We start from the raw sequence: 19,075 nt of genomic DNA on the forward strand, positions 1-19,075 counted from the left end.
ATTATACACGCCTCTAGCCAGTATCTAAACAACGTTTCAATTAGCTATATATCATTGTTCGCGGTAAAATCGTGCCGCGCTTCTATTCGATAGATGTCGCGTTAATACCCTGAACACCTAAATAATGCGGAATGATTGATTAACCATGACTGACCAACGTACACCGACAGCTCTAATTATCCTTGATGGCTGGGGCTATCGTGATGAAAGCGAAGCCAATGCAATCAGTAATGCAAACACCCCTTTCTGGGATCAGATCTGGAAACAAAACCCTCATACCTTAATTAATACATCAGGCATGGCAGTAGGTCTCCCTGAGGGACAGATGGGCAACTCTGAGGTAGGTCACATGAACCTCGGAGCAGGCCGCATTGTTTATCAAAATTTTACTAGAATCACCAAAGACATAGATGACGGCGGGTTTTACAGCAATCCAGCTATTACGGGCGCAATAAATAAAGCAGTAACAGCAGGAAAAGCCGTTCACATAATGGGCTTGCTCTCGCCAGGTGGTGTCCACAGCCATGAAGACCATATCATTGCAGCGTGCGAACTGGCAGCTAAACAAGGCGCAAACAAAATATTTGTGCATGGTTTCCTTGATGGCCGTGACATGCCACCAAGAAGCGCTGAGTCCTCAATTAACGTCATTGAAAATAAACTCAAAACACTTGGGGTTGGTCGTCTGGCCTCAATTGTTGGTCGCTATTACGCAATGGATCGCGACAACCGCTGGGATAGAATCGAAAGTGCCTACAACTTGCTGACACTCGCAGAGGCCGACTTCACATACGCTGATGGAATCTCCGCCCTGCAGGCCGCCTATGATCGTGATGAGAACGACGAGTTTGTTCAAGCATCCATTATTCAAGGCAGTGAGGACGAAAGCGCCACAATCAATGATGGCGATGCAGTGCTGTTTATGAACTTCCGGGCGGATCGGGCGAGAGAGATAACTCGATCATTTGTCGAGGGTGAAGAATTTTCGGGCTTCAGCCGAAAGAAAGTCGTCCAACTGGCCGACTTCGTTATGCTGACCGAGTATGCAGCAGATATCAATACCGCATGTGCCTACCCACCTTCAGACTTGCCTAATACGCTTGGCGAATATATGGAAAAACAGGGACTTAGCCAACTTCGCATTGCGGAGACGGAAAAGTATGCGCATGTTACCTTTTTCTTTAGCGGAGGACGAGAAGCCCTGTTCAAGGGAGAAGACAGGGAGCTTATTCCTTCCCCAGATGTCGCAACTTACGACCTTAAGCCAGAAATGAGTGCCCCGGAACTGACCGACAAACTTGTATCAGCCATAAAAGGTGGCCAGTACGACTTAATAATTTGTAACTATGCAAATGGGGATATGGTTGGGCATACTGGCAAGTATGACGCTGCAGTCAAAGCGGCGGAGTGTCTGGACGATTGCCTTCGCAAAGTTAATGAGGCATTGCACGAGGTCGGAGGCCAGTGTCTGGTCACTGCAGACCATGGTAACGCAGAACAGATGGTAGACCCTGTTACAGGCCAACCTCATACTGCACACACCACACTCCCCGTGCCACTGGTTTATATGGGTAACAAGGCGATCTCATTAAGAGAGGGAGGGAAACTAAGTGACGTCGCCCCTTCCCTGCTCTCACTGATGAGCCTGGCTCAGCCGGAAGAGATGACAGGCGAATCTCTTATTGTTAGCCAGTAATCGGACGTTACCTAGTTTGATGGTGTGGGCTTCACGGCTCACACTGAAAAACCAACACACTGATAAACCGAATAGACGAACTATACAGCCAGCAATAATGAGAAGAAGGGTCGGCACTCTGAGTTCAAAACCTAACAACCTAAACAGAACCGTTGGGAAGTGCATAATTTCTTCCGCTCTCTCACTATTACTGCTGATACTGCTATCCCCTGCCCAACTTATGGCGGCTCCAGACGAGCCTGACGTATCCCCTAAACAGCTGAAAGAACTTAAGAAAAATATTAACAGTCTCAATGCCTGGTTGAATAAGGCGCAAGGGAAAAAAAGTGAGCTGCAAAAAGCACTGCAGAAAAGCGAGCAAGAAATCAGCCGTATCGGCAAAGACATTCATAAAATTCAGCAACAACTTAATCAGGCACAGGCAAGCCTGAAAAAGCTTCAGAAGAAAAAGAAAAAGCTCGAACTTCAACTAAAAAACCAACAATCTTACCTAAAGAAGCAAATCGTTACCGCATACTCTCTAGGAAGGCAGCCGGCCGTTAAGGTACTACTAAACCTGGAAGACCCTCAAAAAATTGACCGCACACTTGCCTATTACGACTATTTCAATAAAGCCCGTGCGAAAGAGATAGAATCTTATCGCACGACTATTGATGAGCTTAGTGCAACCCGACTAGCAATAGATCACCAGAATGAAACATTAATTAATGCCCGTAGTAAACTGGTTACCAGCAAAGCAGAACTTAATGAGAGTCAACGCTCCAGAAAAAGGACACTAGCAAAGCTGAACAGCTCAATTAAAGGAAAAAGCCTTGAGCTTGAAAAACTGACAAATGATCAAAAGCGCCTGGAAGAGTTACTCAAGAAGGTTGAGAAAGCAATCGCTAACCTGAAGTTGCCCGAAGACTCTAGACCATTTTCACAACTGAGGTCTAAACTTCCCTGGCCAACTCGTGGTAAAGTGACTAAATATTACAGGTCTCGTCTGGCAGGTGGAAAGTTACGCCAAAATGGCGTCATAATAGAGACCAATCCAGCAGAACAAGTCAGCGCCGTTCATTATGGGAGAGTTGTCTTTTCCGACTGGATACGAGGCTTTGGCCTAATGACGATTATCGATCATGGCGGTGGCTATATGAGCCTGTATGGCCACAACAAAAGCCTGTTAAAAGACATTGGCGACTGGGTTCATACCGGAGAGGCGATAGCTTACGCTGGCAATAGCGGAGGCCAGCAAGAAACAGGGCTGTACTTTGAAATCAGGAAAAATGGCAGGCCGCAAAACCCTTTGAAATGGTTAAAACGCAAATAAGAACACCTGAACTAACGGGAATTTATTAATGACAGATATTCAGAAACACCTACGTCAGTTGAAGTCAACCAGCGCCGCTCTAATCAGTCTACCGCTATTATGTTTACTGGCACTCCAACCGAGCTTGGCTCTGTCAGAAGAAGCAACCAGCAACACCTTGTCGAGCGAACAACATTCAGCGAATGATGTTCCTTTGCAGACAGACAAGGCGGAGGAAAATCCGCAGCGCACCGTCATAACACTGCCGGACCCGGCTAAACAATTACCCCTTGATGACCTAAGGAAGTTTACCGAAGTTTTTGATCGCATAAAGAAAACCTATGTCGAAGAAGTAGACGACACCACCCTGCTAAACAATGCGATTAAAGGAATGCTATCTGGCCTGGATCCCCATTCAGCCTATCTTGAACCCTCTGCATTTGAAGACCTCCAAGAAAGCACTTCCGGGCAATTTGGAGGGCTCGGGATTGAAGTGGGGCAAGAGAACGGTTTTGTTAAGGTGATCGCGCCTATAGATGATACTCCGGCACAAAAAGCAGGTGTTGAAGCAGGTGATTTGATCATCAAGCTGGACGACACGCCTGTAAAGGGCATGTCTCTGGATGAGGCCGTAAAGCTTATGCGTGGCGAACCGGGCTCCCCCATTGTTCTAACAATTGCCAGGGAAAGCGAAAGTGGCCCTATTGAAATAACCATTATCCGAGACGTTATCAAAGTCACCAGTGTAAAAACACGTTTGCTTGAACCAGGGTATGGCTACCTGAGAATCACACAGTTTCAGGCACAAACGGGTGAGGATTTCAGCAAAGGTTTAGAAAAGTTAAAAGCCGAAAATAAAGGCGAACTTAACGGGCTAATACTCGACCTGAGAAACAACCCTGGTGGTGTTTTACAGGCGGCCGTTGCCGTATCAGACAGCCTTCTTGAAGAAGGGTTAATTGTATATACCGAAGGACGCATCAAAAGTTCTCAATTACGGTTTAGTGCAACACCGGGTGACGAGCTTAACGGAAAGCCTGTAATCGTGCTCATTAATGGCGGTTCAGCGTCAGCTTCAGAGATTGTTTCCGGCGCTCTTCAAGATCAGGGCCGTGCAATCATAATGGGGACAGAGAGTTTTGGTAAAGGCTCTGTTCAAACCGTTATGCAGCTTAATGAAGAAAATGGCTTGAAGCTCACTACCGCTCGTTACTACACGCCTAACGGCCGCTCAATTCAAGCATTAGGTATTGTGCCAGATATCGAAGTTAAACGAGCCAAACTCACTGAACTTCAATCGCAAGAGTTCTTTAAAGAAGCTGATTTGGCAGGCCACTTAAGCAATGGCAAGACAGAAAAAAGTGATAGCGACAAAGCCGTTGAAGGCGGCGAAAGCAGTGACGGAGATGATTCCTCTTCAAACGACCCTTCAACGATTCTTGAACGAGACTTCCAGCTTCGAGAGGCCATCAATTTACTTAAAGGTCTTACCATCCTGAGTAAGCGTGCTGACGAGAACTAAAGCCGGGATGACCTGCTTGTCTGATAAAACAATCAGCACACAAAAGGCTTTCAACAACCTGAAAGCCTTGTTGCTCTCATTATTATTTGTAACGGCAAGCGCATCAGCTGAGTCAGTCAATCAGCCCACAATTGCCATTATTATTGATGACATGGGTAACCACCTCAAAACGGGCCGGCAACTGATCAACCTTCCCTACCCGCTTACACTGGCATTTCTGCCACACAGAAAGCACACATCGGACTTAGCCCAAAGCGCGCATAGCCATAACAAAGAGATTATGCTGCACATGCCCATGGCAAACACCTCCGGCCTGGAGTTGGGGGCGGGAGGCCTGACGGTTGATATGACAAAGCCGAACCTAACCAAAACCCTGCGACAAGCTATTCGATCGATACCTTACATTCAGGGTATAAATAACCATATGGGAAGTGCACTCACGCAACGAAGAGAAGAGATGCGGTGGGTTATGGAAGAACTCTACAACTACCCTCTTTACTTTGTAGATAGCAGGACCATTGCGGCATCAGTTGCTGCCAATACCGCTCAACAGTACCAAATTCCGAGCTTAAGCAGAGATGTTTTTTTGGATCATTGGCAAACTCGCAAGTCTGTCCACATGCAGTTTAGCAAACTGATCAAAGTAGCCAAAGAAAAGGGAACCGCTATCGCAATCGGCCACCCTCACCAAGTCACGGCTGACTACCTCACCTGGGCTCTTCCCAGGCTCGATCAACAAGGAATAAGAATCGCAACCGTTAGTGGCCTCTGGACAATCAGAAATAACGGAAACCAAATGTTCAGCCAGCGAAAACAGGCCTTACCGAATACCGTGGCTGCAACGAATAAAACAACCAATAAAAAACTAAAAACAGCTCATAAGTTATAGCAACATAAATGAAAAAAATCGCACCAACTCATTGGTTAGATTAAGATTTCACTCCTATACTTTTTTAGTATTCTACGCCTCGAAATATTTATTCAGCATGACTTCAACAAGAGATGACTATGAGCGGACAGAACATCGACTCACTATTCAAAGATGACCAAATTTCCGTTATCACTTTCTCTACACGAGAGGCTACCTTTGCTATCCCCCTCGAGCAGGTAAAGTACATAGAAAAAGACGTTAAGCGTAATATAAAGGTTGGCAAACTCGACCGCTTCAATCATGAAGTAATCACTTATCAAAACAATGCAGTGCCATTGTTTGATTTCAGCATACTAACTGGAAGCCGCTCTCAGTTTGAAGAAAATCAAGAACTAATCGCCATGCTTAACGAACGAGAGAAAGAGCATAAAGACTGGATGGATGCTTTGGAAAACGCCATCAAAAACGACGCCTCATTTAACAAAGCAATTGATCATAACGAGTGTGCATTTGGTGTTTGGTACAATCAATTCACCACCAATGATAGCGATTTGAAAGAAGTATTAGATAAATTTTATGAACCGCACAAGCGCATTCATAAGCTTGCGGAATCACTGCTAACGTCAGCCAAAGAAGATAAAACACATGCGCTGGGCAGGCTGGAGAAAGAGCGACACACAACCTTAGCTGAACTACTTAGGTTATTCGAAACCGCTCGAGAGCGAATACGAAACAGCGACCGCCCCATTATTGTTTTTGTAGAACAAAACAATAGCGCGATAGGTGCCCTAAGGTTAGATAATATTCAGGACATCGAATCTTTTTCGCTCAAAGACTTTTCCAGAGATACGTCTACAGAAGGCATTATGAAGAGAAATGAAACAGACTTTGTCATTGAAGGGTTTCTTAGACGTGGCGATTCAGCCCCGTGTATGCTGATCAACTGTCAGCCTGCCTAATAGCTGCGCTTTAAAACCAATAAAGCAGCCTACTTTTCAGAATAATAAAAGCAGGCGTTGGCAGCACGGCGAGTTAGTTTCGGACTTCTATTCCTTGATCCGCCATAAACTCTTTAGCTTCAGGAATAGTATGTTGTCCAAAGTGGAATATGCTGGCGGCCAAAACCGCATCGGCCCCTCCCTCTATTACACCATCGACAAGATGCTGAAGATTACCGACACCACCGGATGCGATCACAGGGATAGAAACCGCATCACTAATGGCACGAGTAACACCTAGATCAAAACCTTTTTTCATGCCGTCCTGATCCATGCTCGTCAACAATATTTCACCGGCCCCATAAGCAGCCATTTTCTTGGCCCACTCAACAGCATCAAGCCCTGTGGGTTTTCGGCCGCCATGAGTAAAGATCTCCCAACGGCATTCCTCATCTGGCCCGCTTACCTTCTTGGCATCAATCGCTACGACAATACATTGGCTACCAAAACGCTCTGACGCTTCTTTAACAAACTCGGGGTTAAAAACAGCAGCGGTATTTATACTCACTTTATCAGCCCCGGCATTGAGCATTTTTCGGATGTCGTCAACCGTACGTATTCCCCCGCCAACAGTTAAAGGAATAAATACTTCACTGGCCATTTTCTCGACAGTATGAACCATCGTTTCTCGATCATCAGAACTGGCGGTTATATCTAAAAACGTTATCTCATCCGCGCCCTGCTCGTCATACTTTCGCGCTACCTCTACAGGGTCACCTGCATCCCGGATATCAACAAATTGAACGCCTTTTACTACTCGTCCATTATCAACATCAAGACAAGGAATAATTCGTTTCGCAAGACCCATATTAACTTAACCTCAAATACCCATTACTTAAGCGTTAGCCGGATATGCCGAGTACACTGGTACTCTTTCAAGTCGATAACAGAATAATTAAGCCTAACAGTCATCAACCAAATAATATTGAAATGGCGCCTTTAACCTAAACCTGACCATTCCACTGAACAAAGTTTTTCAATAAAGCCAAGCCTGAATGCTGACTCTTTTCCGGATGAAATTGAACAGCAAAAACATTTTCATGCCCTACTGCCGCATCAATTGATTTACCATAATGAGAGCGCCCCATGACATAGCCAGTTTCTTCCATCTCCACATAAAAACTGTGTACAAAGTAGAACCGTTCTCCATCATCAATACCCTGCCAAAGCGGATGAATTTGAGTCTGACTAACCCTGTTCCACCCCATATGCGGAACTTTAAACTTAAGTCCGTTTTCTGTCAGCGGATCACCAAAAAACTTAACCTTGCCTGGTAAAAGCCCAATACAGTCAACACCTGCATTTTCTTCACTATGCTGCATTAACGCTTGCATACCTACGCATATGCCAAGAAAAGGACGATCCCGGGATACTTCACGTACCAGAGTGTCTACACCTAAGCGCTGAATTTCGGCCATGCAATCTCGTATGGCCCCTACTCCAGGAAGAACCACTCGGTCTGCCTCACGAATCAGAGACGCATCAGAGGTAACAAGCACTTTGGCATTGGGGGCTACATGCTCTATTGCTTTTGATACAGAGTGAAGGTTCCCCATACCATAATCGATTACTGCAACCGTATTCATTTAACTCACTCTTACTTAAAGACAGCCTTTGGTTGAGGGCATTATTCCTGTCATACGTTCATCAAGCTCAATAGCCATACGAAGCGCGCGTCCAAATGCTTTGAACACTGTTTCAATCTGGTGATGCGTATTTTTTCCTCGTAAGTTGTCAATATGTAAAGTCACTTGCGCATGATTCACAAAGCCTTGAAAAAACTCCTGGAAAAGATCAACGTCGAAGCCGCCCACAGATGCCCGAGTGTAAGGAACATTCATTTCCAGACCTGGTCGTCCAGAGAAGTCCAGCACAACACGTGAAAGCGCTTCATCCAGTGGAACATAAGCGTGGCCATAGCGGCGGATTCCCTTTTTATCACCTATTGCTTTGTTTACAGCCTGTCCTAGCGTAATGCCTAAGTCTTCTGCTGTATGGTGATCATCAATCTCAAGATCGCCAGTCGCTTTAAGATCCATATCTATCAGACCGTGGCGGGCGATCTGGTCAAGCATATGCTCAAGAAATGGTAAACCGGTATCCATACTGACCTGTCCGGTGCCATCTAAATTTACTTCAACGGTAATCTGGGTTTCCAGCGTATTTCGTTCTACTCGGGCCTTACGCTCAGCCATTTGGCTCTCCACATAAACTTACATATTGTCAACCTGGCTCGCCGGATGTTTGTTCCCACAGAGCAAGCGAGGAAGGCGTTTTGAAAACCGACATTATAGCGTTTTTATCGCGTCATATCCTAATCAATTTTCTTTCACATGAAGACAGCTGGCATACTGAGAGATAACGAGGGGGGATTGAGGTAGTGCATCGCACTACCTGAGGGCAGCCTGTTAGCTGGAGAACTCAGCTTTCAGGTTGTTAGTATAGGTATCGATAAGGGAGTTAAACTCATGCTTCACAACAGGGCTAATAGCCAACTTCAAAAGGCTAGGCAATGGCAACGTCATTTTTGCCTCCGTAGTGAAGGTTAGATGAGTCCCCTCTTCTACAGGCACTATTTTCCAGTTGCCTGAAACCAAGCCATTCCCTTCTCCTTTGACCGGCTTCCAGACAATGCTTCCAGTCTCTTTATCGCTTTCATAATGACACGCATAAACTGATTGCAGGGCATGCTTATCAACTCCGATCTTTTCCATCTCCCAGCGATAGGTGTTGTTACCCAAATCGACCAGCTGGTCAACTTTTGGGAAGTGGCTACCTGACGCAGGAACGTCTGATAACAAGTCAAAAACTTTATCAAAACTTGCTGGTACGACGAAATCACGATTTATTTCTATAGTAATGTTGATCGCCACTGGAAACTCCTAAGCTTTTATTAAATACAACTTTTCCAAATCATCTTTCCGTATCTTAGCCAGATAACCAACAAAATACCAACAGCTTTTTATTGTTCAAATGAGTCCCTAAACGATTGAATTACATCTAAGGAATGAAGGCTCATTGTGCTAAAATGCAATTAACTTACATGACTCATGATGAAAAGGACTCCGAAACGTGCGTATACTGAAAATAACTCTTCTCGCCCTTATTGGGCTTATTACACTACTCCTATTATCCATCGTCGCAATTACTGCGACTATTGATCCAAATGACTATAAAGCGGATATAGAGTCGGCTGTCGCCCAAAACACAACATTAAGACTATCAATTAACGGTGATTTAGGGTGGTCTTTTATCCCTCTCGGCGTAGACGTCAATAGCGTCAAGCTTGAACATTCGAACGGGAAACCCTTTACGGAACTTAATCAACTTACAGCACAGGTCGGGCTACTGTCACTGCTAAAGTTTAACCCTCAGGTTCATAAACTCATTCTTGATGGTTTAACCGTCACACTCGAAAAGAATGAAAAAGGTGAAGCAAATTGGGAAAACATCACGGCCAAGAAAGAAGACACTTCAAACCAAAAGAGCACGCCTGACGCGATTCCATCAGATAACCAAAAACAGGCCACCCCAACGGATGTAACGGATACATCCACAAAGGGTCAGTCATTGCAGCTTGAAATAGAGGAAGTTGCGATAACTAATACGACCATCCATTATATTGATAAACAAACCAATCAATCTGCCTCGCTTGAGGGCTTTAGCTTATTGGCCAACAACATCGCGCTTGGTAGTGAGTTCCCTCTAAATATTGAATTCAATGCATCAAATAGCGCTCCTGAACTCACACTTGAAGCAAGCATAAACGCCGCCCTAACAATTAATAGCGACCTGAAACACTTTGCTATAAAACAGCTTCAAAGTAACTATCAAATTGCAGGTGCACCGTTCAACAATAAACAAGTTACAGCGTCTATTAACGGCGATAACATTATTGCAGATATGGAAAAGGGCACTGTCGAGTTAGATAAAATTGCACTGAAATTAGCAAATTTAGCACTTAACACCCACATCACAATGACCAATCTCAATGATCAGCCTCAGCTGAACGGCAACCTTGAAGTTCCAAACTTCTCCCTCCAAGAGCTATTATCATCAATAGGGCAACCAGCCATTGAAACCACCGACCCTGAGGTTTTAAAACACTTAGGTTTTAGCACTAAAATCAACGGAAGCCTAAGTGATCTCAAATTGGAAGACATGGTTATTCAATTAGATGGCACTCGTTACACTGGCTTATCAAACTACCGGCTGGATGATCAATTTGTCGCAGCTAACTTAAGGGGCAGCAAGTTAAATATTGACCGATACCTTCCCCCGCCAGCCGATCCGGTAACGCAGGTAGCACAGGTAATTGACAGCACAAAAACCAAACAAGATGCAGCAACCCCTTCGGCTACCAGCTCGAAGACCCAATCGACTGAGCAGGAGTCTCCGTTATTACCCTTGGACGTAGTTAGAGCGTTAAATCTCGATATATCCTTTGTACAAGAACAACTAATTGTCAAAAACCTAAAGCTCAATGATCTAACGCTTTTACTAAAGGCTGGAGACGGCATTGTGACGCTTACGGAGGCCAGCGGAAAACTATACGAAGGCAACTTTGATGTTAACGCAAAAATCGATGCCACATCAGACACGCCTACCTGGGCGATAAGTAAGAAGGTTAACAACATCCAAATTATGCCTCTATTAAAAGACTACCAAGAGCTGGAAATCATCTCCGGTGGACTAAACCTAAACGCAGACGTCAAAACTGCCGGCAACACAGTCTCAGCACTTAGAAGTGCAGCAAAAGGCAATGCCAATTTCAACTTTGATAAGGGTGCATTCCACGGGTTTAACTTAACCAAGATTACCTGCGAAGGCATTGCATTGATCAATAAGGATAAAGTCACTAAATCAGACTGGGCAGACAAATCTGAATTCCAAGCAATGAAAGGTGCCCTTACAATCAACGGCAACCAATTCACAAATAACAATCTAACGGCTGCAATGAGCGGCCTCGCTGTCATAGGTAAAGGTGTCATCGACACTGAAACCACCAACATCAATTATGGAGTTGATATAAAAGCGATAGGTGAACTTGGTGATAATGCTTGCCGGGTCAATGACAAAGTTAAAGGCCTCGCGATACCGGTTATTTGCAAAGGCTCATTAAGTGACGACCCGGCAAAACTTTGCCAGCTAGACGGCTCTCGCATGCAGGAACTTGTAGTGGCAGCAGGCAAAAAAGAACTTAAACGAAAAGCCGACAAAGAGATCAACAAGCAGTTAGACAAACATCTAGGTGATGATTCTGAAACCAAGAAGAGCGTTAAAAAATTGATTGAAGGCCTATTTTAAACTCCCCCCCGTTGCCAATACTTCCTCATCAGGTGGGCATAGAAGAGCCCACCTTTTTCACGATACAGCAAGAGAGCTATTTATAGTGAGCCCAGCACAATTCAACCAGTCGATCCTCAAGTGGTTTGACCAGCATGGTAGAAAGAATCTTCCGTGGCAGTTGGACAAATCCCCATACCGAGTCTGGGTTTCTGAAATAATGCTACAGCAAACTCAAGTGTCTACGGTGATCGGTTATTACAACCGCTTTATGTCCCGCTTCCCGACCCTTGCAGAGCTGGCTAATGCGGATGAAGATGAAGTTTTGAGGCACTGGGCTGGCCTTGGTTACTACGCCAGAGCCCGCAATCTCCACAAGACAGCTAAGCTGATACTAAATAGCTACAATGGAGAGTTCCCCAATACTCATAGCGAGATCGAATCCCTTCCTGGTATAGGCCGCTCAACCGCTGGAGCTATTTTATCGTTATCGTTAAATCAGCGCGCCCCAATACTGGACGGCAATGTAAAGCGAGTACTAGCCCGTTACCATGGTATAGAAGGCTGGACTGGGCACACTTCAACTGCCAAAGAGCTATGGCATTGGGCAGAAGTTTACACGCCAGCAACCCGCTTTTCTGATTATACTCAGGCCATGATGGATTTAGGGGCCACACTCTGCACCAGGAGCAAACCAAACTGCCCCCAGTGTCCCATCAATAGCACCTGTAGAGCCTACATTGAAAACAAAACTAAAATACTGCCAACCCCCAAACCCAAAAAAACACTTCCTGTAAAGCACCGCTGGTTGCTTCACATTGAAAATAATGATCAGGAAATATTTTTGGAGAAACGCCCGCCCAGTGGCATATGGGGCAGTTTATGGAGCTTACCAGAAGCACCGTTCGAGCTGGATGACGCAAGTATTATACATCACTGCCGAGAGCACCTATCTTTGGAGTGTAGAGTAAATTCCCATGAAGAAAGCTTTAAGCATACATTTAGCCACTATCATTTAGTGTTACACCCTGTAAAACTGAAATATCTGTCTCGTTTACCCTGTATTAGTGAACCTTCCGAATCTACATGGTTGAAGGGCAAACATGAATACGGACTACCAGCTCCGATTGAGATTTACTTACAAAATATTCAATAAAGAACACGAACAAGCAGACTTTAATAAACACTCATCAAGCAATGTCCGAGTAATTCACTACCCTGTTTCGGCCTGTCTGCTTAGCGTGATAGAGCGCCTTATCGGCCAAACCCAGGTAGTCCTCACTTCTTAGCATTTTGGTAGGGATCGCGTTATAAACCCCCATACTAAGCGTTATGTAGTTTTGAACAGAGGACTTTTCATGCATAATGTTCAACTCTTCAACGCTTTCTCTAACCTGCTCGGCTAACTTGTTAGCATCCTGCTCAGTTGTATTAGGTAATATCAGCGCAAACTCTTCACCCCCAAAACGCGCCGCCAAATCTGTTGCTCTCTTCAAGCTAGACATCAACGTGTTTGCGATCATTTTAATACAGTCATCACCCTTTAGATGGCCATAAAAGTCGTTATAAAGCTTAAACTCATCAATATCGCACATAATCACCGTAAGTGGCTCATTACTCCTAGAACAACGCGCAACTTCGTGCGATAGAAATCTATCCATGTATCGACGGTTCGCCAACCCGGTAAGGCCATCCACGTCCGCCAGCCGCTTAAGCTCGACATTTGCGACCTCAAGCTCTTCAGACACCTCTAAAAGCCGCTGTCGCATCTTAGAGATGCGTTCCATCGCTTTCATCTTCGCCGCCAATACCTGCTGACCTAGTGGCTTGGCAAGATAATCATCCCCCCCCCGCATCGATTCCGGCGGTAATATCTTCTGCAGTGAAGCGCGCACTCAAAAAAATGATCGGCACCCAGTTATCTTCTAATGCTCTTATCGCGCGCGCGGCCTCATGTCCCCGCATAACAGGCATGACTTCATCCATTAAGATAATATCGGGGTTATGTTCTCGATATAAATCCAGCGCCTGCTGGCCATTTTCACCAAGAACCACTTCATGCCCAAGCTCCAGCAAAAACGCTTCCGATATCACTCTATCAACAGGCGAATCGTCAACCAACAGTACCTTCATTTACAAACCTTCAACTTTCAAGCACCTTATATTGTCAGACTGTAAAATGATGCGATTGAATATAAACCGCGCTAACTGATAGTACAGCCTCTATTTTGCTGTTTTTCAAGTTATAAAAAGAATTTGAGGTGAATTGCTTAAGTGTTTGCAAAGTAACCTGGCCTACCTAGCCTCTTTAATAAAAGCCCTGTAGTATATTTCAGCTACACAGGCCTCCCAGTATTAGCCTACGATCTATGACCGATTCGAACAAAAGGCTAACGGCCCCTTCTGGACTGAATAAATTGAGGTAATTTTTAATGAGCCGAATGGTTTTATGCGCAAAGTATAAAGAGGAGCTGGAGGGGCTTGATACACCCCCAATGCCCGGCCAAAAAGGCGCTTACATATACGAAAATATATCTAAGAAAGCTTGGACGGAGTGGCAGAGTAAGCAAACAATGCTTATTAATGAAAAACGCCTGAATATGATGGATCCGGCTTCAAGGGCCTATCTGGCAGAGCAGATGGAGAATTTTTTCAACAATAAAGAAACAGATGTAATAGAAGGGTATGTCCCTGAAAATAAATAGTAGAAGCTAAATTTGTGCAGCATATCAGCTCATGGCAACTATAAATAATGTTTTACTATTTTAGACTTGACTCGAAGCTGCGAAACAGGTCTAATACGCCCCGTTGCCCGGATAGCTCAGTCGGTAGAGCAGAGGATTGAAAATCCTCGTGTCCGTGGTTCGATTCCGCGTCCGGGCACCATTATTTCAAAAACCTGATCATCTCACGATGTTCAGGTTTTTTTATGCCTGTTATTTAAGCCCCCTATTCACTTAACGCTTGTATTCCATCTCTCTTACAAGGGCTGCGATATTACTCTTACTGCCTCTCAACAGGATTAGCCCCAATAAAACAGAACCGGCAGGCTCCACCAAATATCCACCGGAGATACACTATCTTTCGTGTAAATCATAAATCAAAGCAGGGATCTCACTTGGATGCAGTACCGTATGATGGGGATTAATACCCATCTCGGCATCCAATGGCTGCTGATGCTGAATCCAAACTGAGGTAATACCGCTATTGTGAGCCCCCTTTATATCTGCCGATAAACTATCCCCCACATGAACCGCCTCATGCGCCTCACAACCAGCCAACTTAAGGGCTTTCTCAAAAATCGACGTACAAGGCTTCTGCGCTGGCTCCTGCCCACCTATGATAATATGGTCTACAAAGTCAGCCATATTAACTGCCTCTAATTTGGGTATCTGAGAAAACTCGGGGCCATTTGTAATAACCACTAAAGTAAATAGTTTACGTGCCTTCACCAAAAAATCAGCAATACCTGGATAAAAAGCAAACGCTTCAATCCGATCAGCATCAAATTTCAACTGCAGCGCTTTTGCATCATCATCGCTTAACTGATCAACCCCTTGTTCGGCCAGCAAATCACGAATCAACTGTAGACGAAACGCTTCTTCATTTTGAGTTTCTATAATGGGCATATATCGCGCCCTCTGCGCACCAGACCACTCCCTGTAAATACCAGCTACATACTCTTTCGCAAAACGCGGCCCGTCAACACCATCAAAGCGCTGCGCCACCTCTTCGGCCATCAGGCACTGCGCTCGCATATTCGCGCCATGCGTATCACAGAGCGTCTCATCCATATCAAGAAACAGTGCTTTCAACATATAGCTCTCCCAAGCGCTTTAATAAAACCAGAATTATACCTAAAACAGCCAGACCATGAGCTTATTAAACTCAACAAACAAAAGAACCATGAAAAATGACTAATTCGCTTTTCTGCATCCCGTTACAAGTAGTCATTGCTATTTTTATAGTCTCCCCCTCCCCTGACTCCGCTTCTTCGCTGCATCAAGGCTGCGATCCGCTATTTTTACTTGCACCTGGAGTTTCAGTTTCTTCCAGACAATAAAAAACCCCAGCAAGTTGCCCTGCTGGGGTTTCGTATTTAGATGCCTGACGATGACCTACTCTCACATGGGGAGACCCCACACTACCATCGGCGCTGAACCGTTTCACGACTGAGTTCGGGATGGGATCAGGTGGTTCCAGTTCGCTATTGTCATCAGGCAAAACCTTGGTCGGCTGATTGTTTAGCTATAAGTTTCAGGCTTATATCATTTCAATCAACCCACATCAATTCTGCAATGCCTTTAACATTCAGTAAGCAATTAAGTCTTCTAACATCTCGGATCATAATCACATTATCCGGTTACCTCCATGGATGGAGGATATGCTCAAGATTGTCTGGAACAATCTTAGCCAATACTGTTTGTTTTTAATCTCTCAATTGAGAGACTCAAAACTATTTGGGCGTTATATAGTCAAGCCTCACGGGCAATTAGTACTGGTTAGCTCAACGCCTCACAACGCTTACACACCCAGCCTATCAACCTCATAGTCTTTAAGGGCCCTTTAGGGAGCTCGAAGCTCCAGGGAAATCTTATCTTGAAGGGGGCTTCCCGCTTAGATGCTTTCAGCGGTTATCCTGTCCGAACATAGCTACCGGGCAATGCTACTGGCGTAACAACCCGAACACCAGAGGTTCGTTCACTCCGGTCCTCTCGTACTAGGAGCAACTCTTCTCAAATTTCCAACGTCCACGGCAGATAGGGACCGAACTGTCTCACGACGTTCTAAACCCAGCTCGCGTACCACTTTAAATGGCGAACAGCCATACCCTTGGGACCGGCTTCAGCCCCAGGATGTGATGAGCCGACATCGAGGTGCCAAACACCGCCGTCGATGTGAACTCTTGGGCGGTATCAGCCTGTTATCCCCGGAGTACCTTTTATCCGTTGAGCGATGGCCCTTCCATACAGAACCACCGGATCACTATGACCTACTTTCGTACCTGCTCGACGTGTCTGTCTCGCAGTTAAGCGCGCTTATGCCATTACACTAACCGCATGATGTCCGACCATGCTTAGCGCACCTTCGTGCTCCTCCGTTACTCTTTGGGAGGAGACCGCCCCAGTCAAACTACCCACCACACAGTGTCCTCGATCCGGATTACGGATCTGAGTTAGAACCTCAAACATACCAGGGTGGTATTTCAAGGATGGCTCCACCCGAACTAGCGTCCGGGTTTCAAAGCCTCCCACCTATCCTACACAAGTAGGCTCAAAGTTCACTGTGAAGCTATAGTAAAGGTTCACGGGGTCTTTCCGTCTAGCCGCGGATACACTGCATCTTAACAGCGATTTCAATTTCACTGAGTCTCGGGTGGAGACAGCATGGCCATCGTTACACCATTCGTGCAGGTCGGAACTTACCCGACAAGGAATTTCGCTACCTTAGGACCGTTATAGTTACGGCCGCCGTTTACCGGGGCTTCGATCAAGAGCTTCGCCTAAGCTAACCCCATCAATTAACCTTCCGGCACCGGGCAGGTGTCACACCCTATACGTCCTCTTACGAGTTTGCAGAGTGCTGTGTTTTTAATAAACAGTCGCAGCCATCTGGTATCTTCGACTGCCAAAAGCTTACGGAGCAAGTCCGATCACCCTCAGCAGCGTGCCTTCTCCCGAAGTTACGGCACCATTTTGCCTAGTTCCTTCACCCGAGTTCTCTCAAGCGCCTTGGTATTCTCTACCTGACCACCTGTGTCGGTTTGGGGTACGGTCTCATATAACCTGAAGCTTAGGGACTTTTCCTGGAAGCATGGCATCAACCACTTCAGTCTCGTAAAAGAGACCTCGTCATCAGCTCTCAGCCTTAATGGACACCCGGATTTGCCTAAGTGTCCAGCCTACAACCTTAAACAACCATCCGATAGGTTGCTGGCCTAGCCTTCTCCGTCCTCCCATCGCAGTTATATGCGGTACAGGAATATTAACCTGTTTCCCATCGACTACGCTTTTCAGCCTCGCCTTAGGGGCCGACTCACCCTGCGCCGATTAGCGTTGCGCAGGAACCCTTGGTCTTCCGGCGTGCGGGTTTTTCACCCGCATTATCGTTACTCATGTCAGCATTCGCACTTCTGATACCTCCACGGAACTTCTCAATTCCGCTTCAACAGCCTACAGAACGCTCCTCTACCATGCCAGTAAACTGGCATCCGCAGCTTCGGTGGTATGTTTTAGCCCCGTTACATCTTCCGCGCAGGCCGACTCGACTAGTGAGCTATTACGCTTTCTTTAAAGGGTGGCTGCTTCTAAGCCAACCTCCTAGCTGTCTGTGCCTTCCCACATCGTTTCCCACTTAACATACACTTTGGGACCTTAGCTGGCGGTCTGGGTTGTTTCCCTTTCCACGACGGACGTTAGCACCCGCCGTGTGTCTCCCGTGATTGTACTCATCGGTATTCGGAGTTTGCATCGGGTTGGTAAGTCGAGATGACCCCCTAGCCGAAACAGTGCTCTACCCCCAATGGTAAGTCACGAGGCGCTACCTAAATAGCTTTCGAGGAGAACCAGCTATCTCCGAGTTTGATTAGCCTTTCACTCCTATCCACACGTCATCCCCTGGCTTTTCAACGACAGTGGGTTCGGTCCTCCAGTCAGTGTTACCTAACCTTCAACCTGCACATGGATAGATCACTCGGTTTCGGGTCTAATCCCAGCAACTAAACGCCCTATTAAGACTCGATTTCTCTACGGCTCCCCTATTCGGTTAACCTTGCTACTGAAATTAAGTCGCTGACCCATTATACAAAAGGTACGCAGTCACAGAACAAGTCTGCTCCCACTGCTTGTACGCATACGGTTTCAGGATCTATTTCACTCCCCTCACAGGGGTTCTTTTCGCCTTTCCCTCACGGTACTGGTTCACTATCGGTCAGTCAGGAGTATTTAGCCTTGGAGGATGGTCCCCCCATATTCAGACAGGATACCACGTGTCCCGTCCTACTCGATTTCACTACTATGCCGTTTTCGTGTACGGGGCTATCACCCACTATGGCTTTGCTTTCCAGCAAATTCCACTAACAACTTAGTAGCTTAAGGGCTACTCCCCGTTCGCTCGCCGCTACTAGGGGAATCTCGGTTGATTTCTTTTCCTCGGGGTACTTAGATGTTTCAGTTCTCCCGGTTCGCCTCTTTTACCTATGTATTCAGTAAAAGATACCCGTCTGATGACAGGTGGGTTTCCCCATTCGGAAATCTCCGGATCAAAGTCTGTTTACCGACTCCCCGAAGCTTATCGCAGGTTTCTACGTCCTTCATCGCCTCTGACTGCCAAGGCATCCACCGTATGCGCTTAGTCACTTGACTATATAACCCCAAATAGTCTTTTTAAGCGGAGTTCTTTTCACTGATGC

At 45.8% G+C, this 19,075-nt stretch carries 15 protein-coding genes, 1 tRNA gene and 2 rRNA genes; 9 read left to right on the forward strand and 9 right to left on the reverse strand.

Annotated elements, in window-relative coordinates:
* The first annotated feature begins 145 nt into the window (after nt 1–145).
* From gpmM to MY523_RS12050, 5 genes are all read left to right on the forward strand, one after another.
* On the forward strand, nt 146–1,696 hold the full coding sequence (gpmM, locus tag MY523_RS12030) for a 2,3-bisphosphoglycerate-independent phosphoglycerate mutase (RefSeq protein ID WP_250654947.1): 1,551 nt from the start codon (nt 146–148) through the stop codon (nt 1,694–1,696).
* Between the two features lie 97 nt (nt 1,697–1,793).
* Nucleotides 1,794–3,008 (forward strand): murein hydrolase activator EnvC family protein, encoded by a 1,215-nt coding sequence (locus tag MY523_RS12035; protein ID WP_250654948.1) that lies wholly within the window; start codon nt 1,794–1,796, stop codon nt 3,006–3,008.
* 28 nt (nt 3,009–3,036) lie between these two features.
* Nucleotides 3,037–4,509, forward strand: a complete 1,473-nt coding sequence (locus MY523_RS12040; protein WP_275975295.1) for a S41 family peptidase — start codon at nt 3,037–3,039, stop codon at nt 4,507–4,509.
* Nucleotides 4,510–4,525: 16 nt separating this feature from the next.
* Nucleotides 4,526–5,398 carry a divergent polysaccharide deacetylase family protein gene (locus tag MY523_RS12045; protein WP_250654949.1) on the forward strand — a complete coding sequence of 291 codons (873 nt, stop codon included), beginning with the start codon at nt 4,526–4,528 and terminating at the stop codon, nt 5,396–5,398.
* Nucleotides 5,399–5,517: 119 nt separating this feature from the next.
* A complete protein-coding gene (locus tag MY523_RS12050; protein WP_250654950.1) occupies nt 5,518–6,339 on the forward strand; it encodes a CZB domain-containing protein in 822 nt (273 codons plus the stop codon).
* 73 nt (nt 6,340–6,412) lie between these two features.
* Here the strand turns inward: MY523_RS12050 and hisF are convergent, their stop codons facing one another.
* From hisF to MY523_RS12070, 4 genes are all read right to left on the reverse strand, one after another.
* Complete coding sequence (gene hisF / locus MY523_RS12055; protein WP_250654951.1) at nt 6,413–7,186, reverse strand: imidazole glycerol phosphate synthase subunit HisF; 774 nt, start codon at nt 7,184–7,186, stop codon at nt 6,413–6,415.
* Between the two features lie 136 nt (nt 7,187–7,322).
* Nucleotides 7,323–7,964: an imidazole glycerol phosphate synthase subunit HisH gene (gene hisH, locus MY523_RS12060; RefSeq protein WP_250654952.1), complete on the reverse strand. Its 642-nt coding sequence runs from the start codon at nt 7,962–7,964 to the stop codon at nt 7,323–7,325.
* Between the two features lie 15 nt (nt 7,965–7,979).
* A complete protein-coding gene (gene hisB, locus MY523_RS12065) occupies nt 7,980–8,573 on the reverse strand; it encodes an imidazoleglycerol-phosphate dehydratase HisB (RefSeq protein ID WP_250654953.1) in 594 nt (197 codons plus the stop codon).
* A gap of 213 nt (nt 8,574–8,786) precedes the next feature.
* Nucleotides 8,787–9,251, reverse strand: a complete 465-nt coding sequence (locus MY523_RS12070; protein WP_250654954.1) for an SRPBCC family protein — start codon at nt 9,249–9,251, stop codon at nt 8,787–8,789.
* 199 nt (nt 9,252–9,450) lie between these two features.
* Here MY523_RS12070 and MY523_RS12075 point away from each other — a divergent pair, with 199 nt between their 5' ends.
* Both MY523_RS12075 and mutY read left to right on the forward strand, forming a co-directional pair.
* A complete protein-coding gene (locus MY523_RS12075) occupies nt 9,451–11,685 on the forward strand; it encodes an AsmA family protein (protein ID WP_250654955.1) in 2,235 nt (744 codons plus the stop codon).
* Between the two features lie 82 nt (nt 11,686–11,767).
* Nucleotides 11,768–12,820: an A/G-specific adenine glycosylase gene (mutY, locus tag MY523_RS12080; protein ID WP_370301526.1), complete on the forward strand. Its 1,053-nt coding sequence runs from the start codon at nt 11,768–11,770 to the stop codon at nt 12,818–12,820.
* A 34-nt stretch (nt 12,821–12,854) separates the two neighbouring features.
* Here mutY and MY523_RS12085 read toward each other — a convergent pair whose 3' ends face one another.
* Together MY523_RS12085 and MY523_RS12090 are read right to left on the reverse strand one after the other, a co-directional pair.
* A complete protein-coding gene (locus tag MY523_RS12085) occupies nt 12,855–13,460 on the reverse strand; it encodes a GGDEF domain-containing protein (protein WP_250654957.1) in 606 nt (201 codons plus the stop codon).
* Nucleotides 13,461–13,503: 43 nt separating this feature from the next.
* Entirely contained in the window at nt 13,504–13,797 is a 294-nt protein-coding gene (locus MY523_RS12090; RefSeq protein WP_250654958.1) for a response regulator, read from the reverse strand.
* Between the two features lie 299 nt (nt 13,798–14,096).
* Between MY523_RS12090 and MY523_RS12095 the strand changes: the two genes are divergently transcribed.
* A complete protein-coding gene (locus MY523_RS12095; protein ID WP_250654959.1) occupies nt 14,097–14,369 on the forward strand; it encodes an oxidative damage protection protein in 273 nt (90 codons plus the stop codon).
* A 105-nt stretch (nt 14,370–14,474) separates the two neighbouring features.
* Nucleotides 14,475–14,550, forward strand: a tRNA-Phe gene (locus tag MY523_RS12100).
* A gap of 191 nt (nt 14,551–14,741) precedes the next feature.
* Here the strand turns inward: MY523_RS12100 and MY523_RS12105 are convergent.
* The 3 genes from MY523_RS12105 to MY523_RS12115 all read right to left on the reverse strand — a co-directional run bounded on the left by MY523_RS12105 (nt 14,742) and on the right by MY523_RS12115 (nt 19,028).
* Nucleotides 14,742–15,482 carry an HAD family hydrolase gene (locus MY523_RS12105; RefSeq protein ID WP_250654960.1) on the reverse strand — a complete coding sequence of 247 codons (741 nt, stop codon included), beginning with the start codon at nt 15,480–15,482 and terminating at the stop codon, nt 14,742–14,744.
* A gap of 287 nt (nt 15,483–15,769) precedes the next feature.
* Nucleotides 15,770–15,885, reverse strand: a 5S ribosomal RNA gene (rrf, locus tag MY523_RS12110).
* 250 nt (nt 15,886–16,135) lie between these two features.
* A 23S ribosomal RNA gene (locus tag MY523_RS12115) occupies nt 16,136–19,028 on the reverse strand.
* Nucleotides 19,029–19,075: the final 47 nt, after the last annotated feature.

Source organism: Alkalimarinus coralli, from assembly GCF_023650515.1.
GTDB classification, from domain to species: domain Bacteria; phylum Pseudomonadota; class Gammaproteobacteria; order Pseudomonadales; family Oleiphilaceae; genus Alkalimarinus; species Alkalimarinus coralli.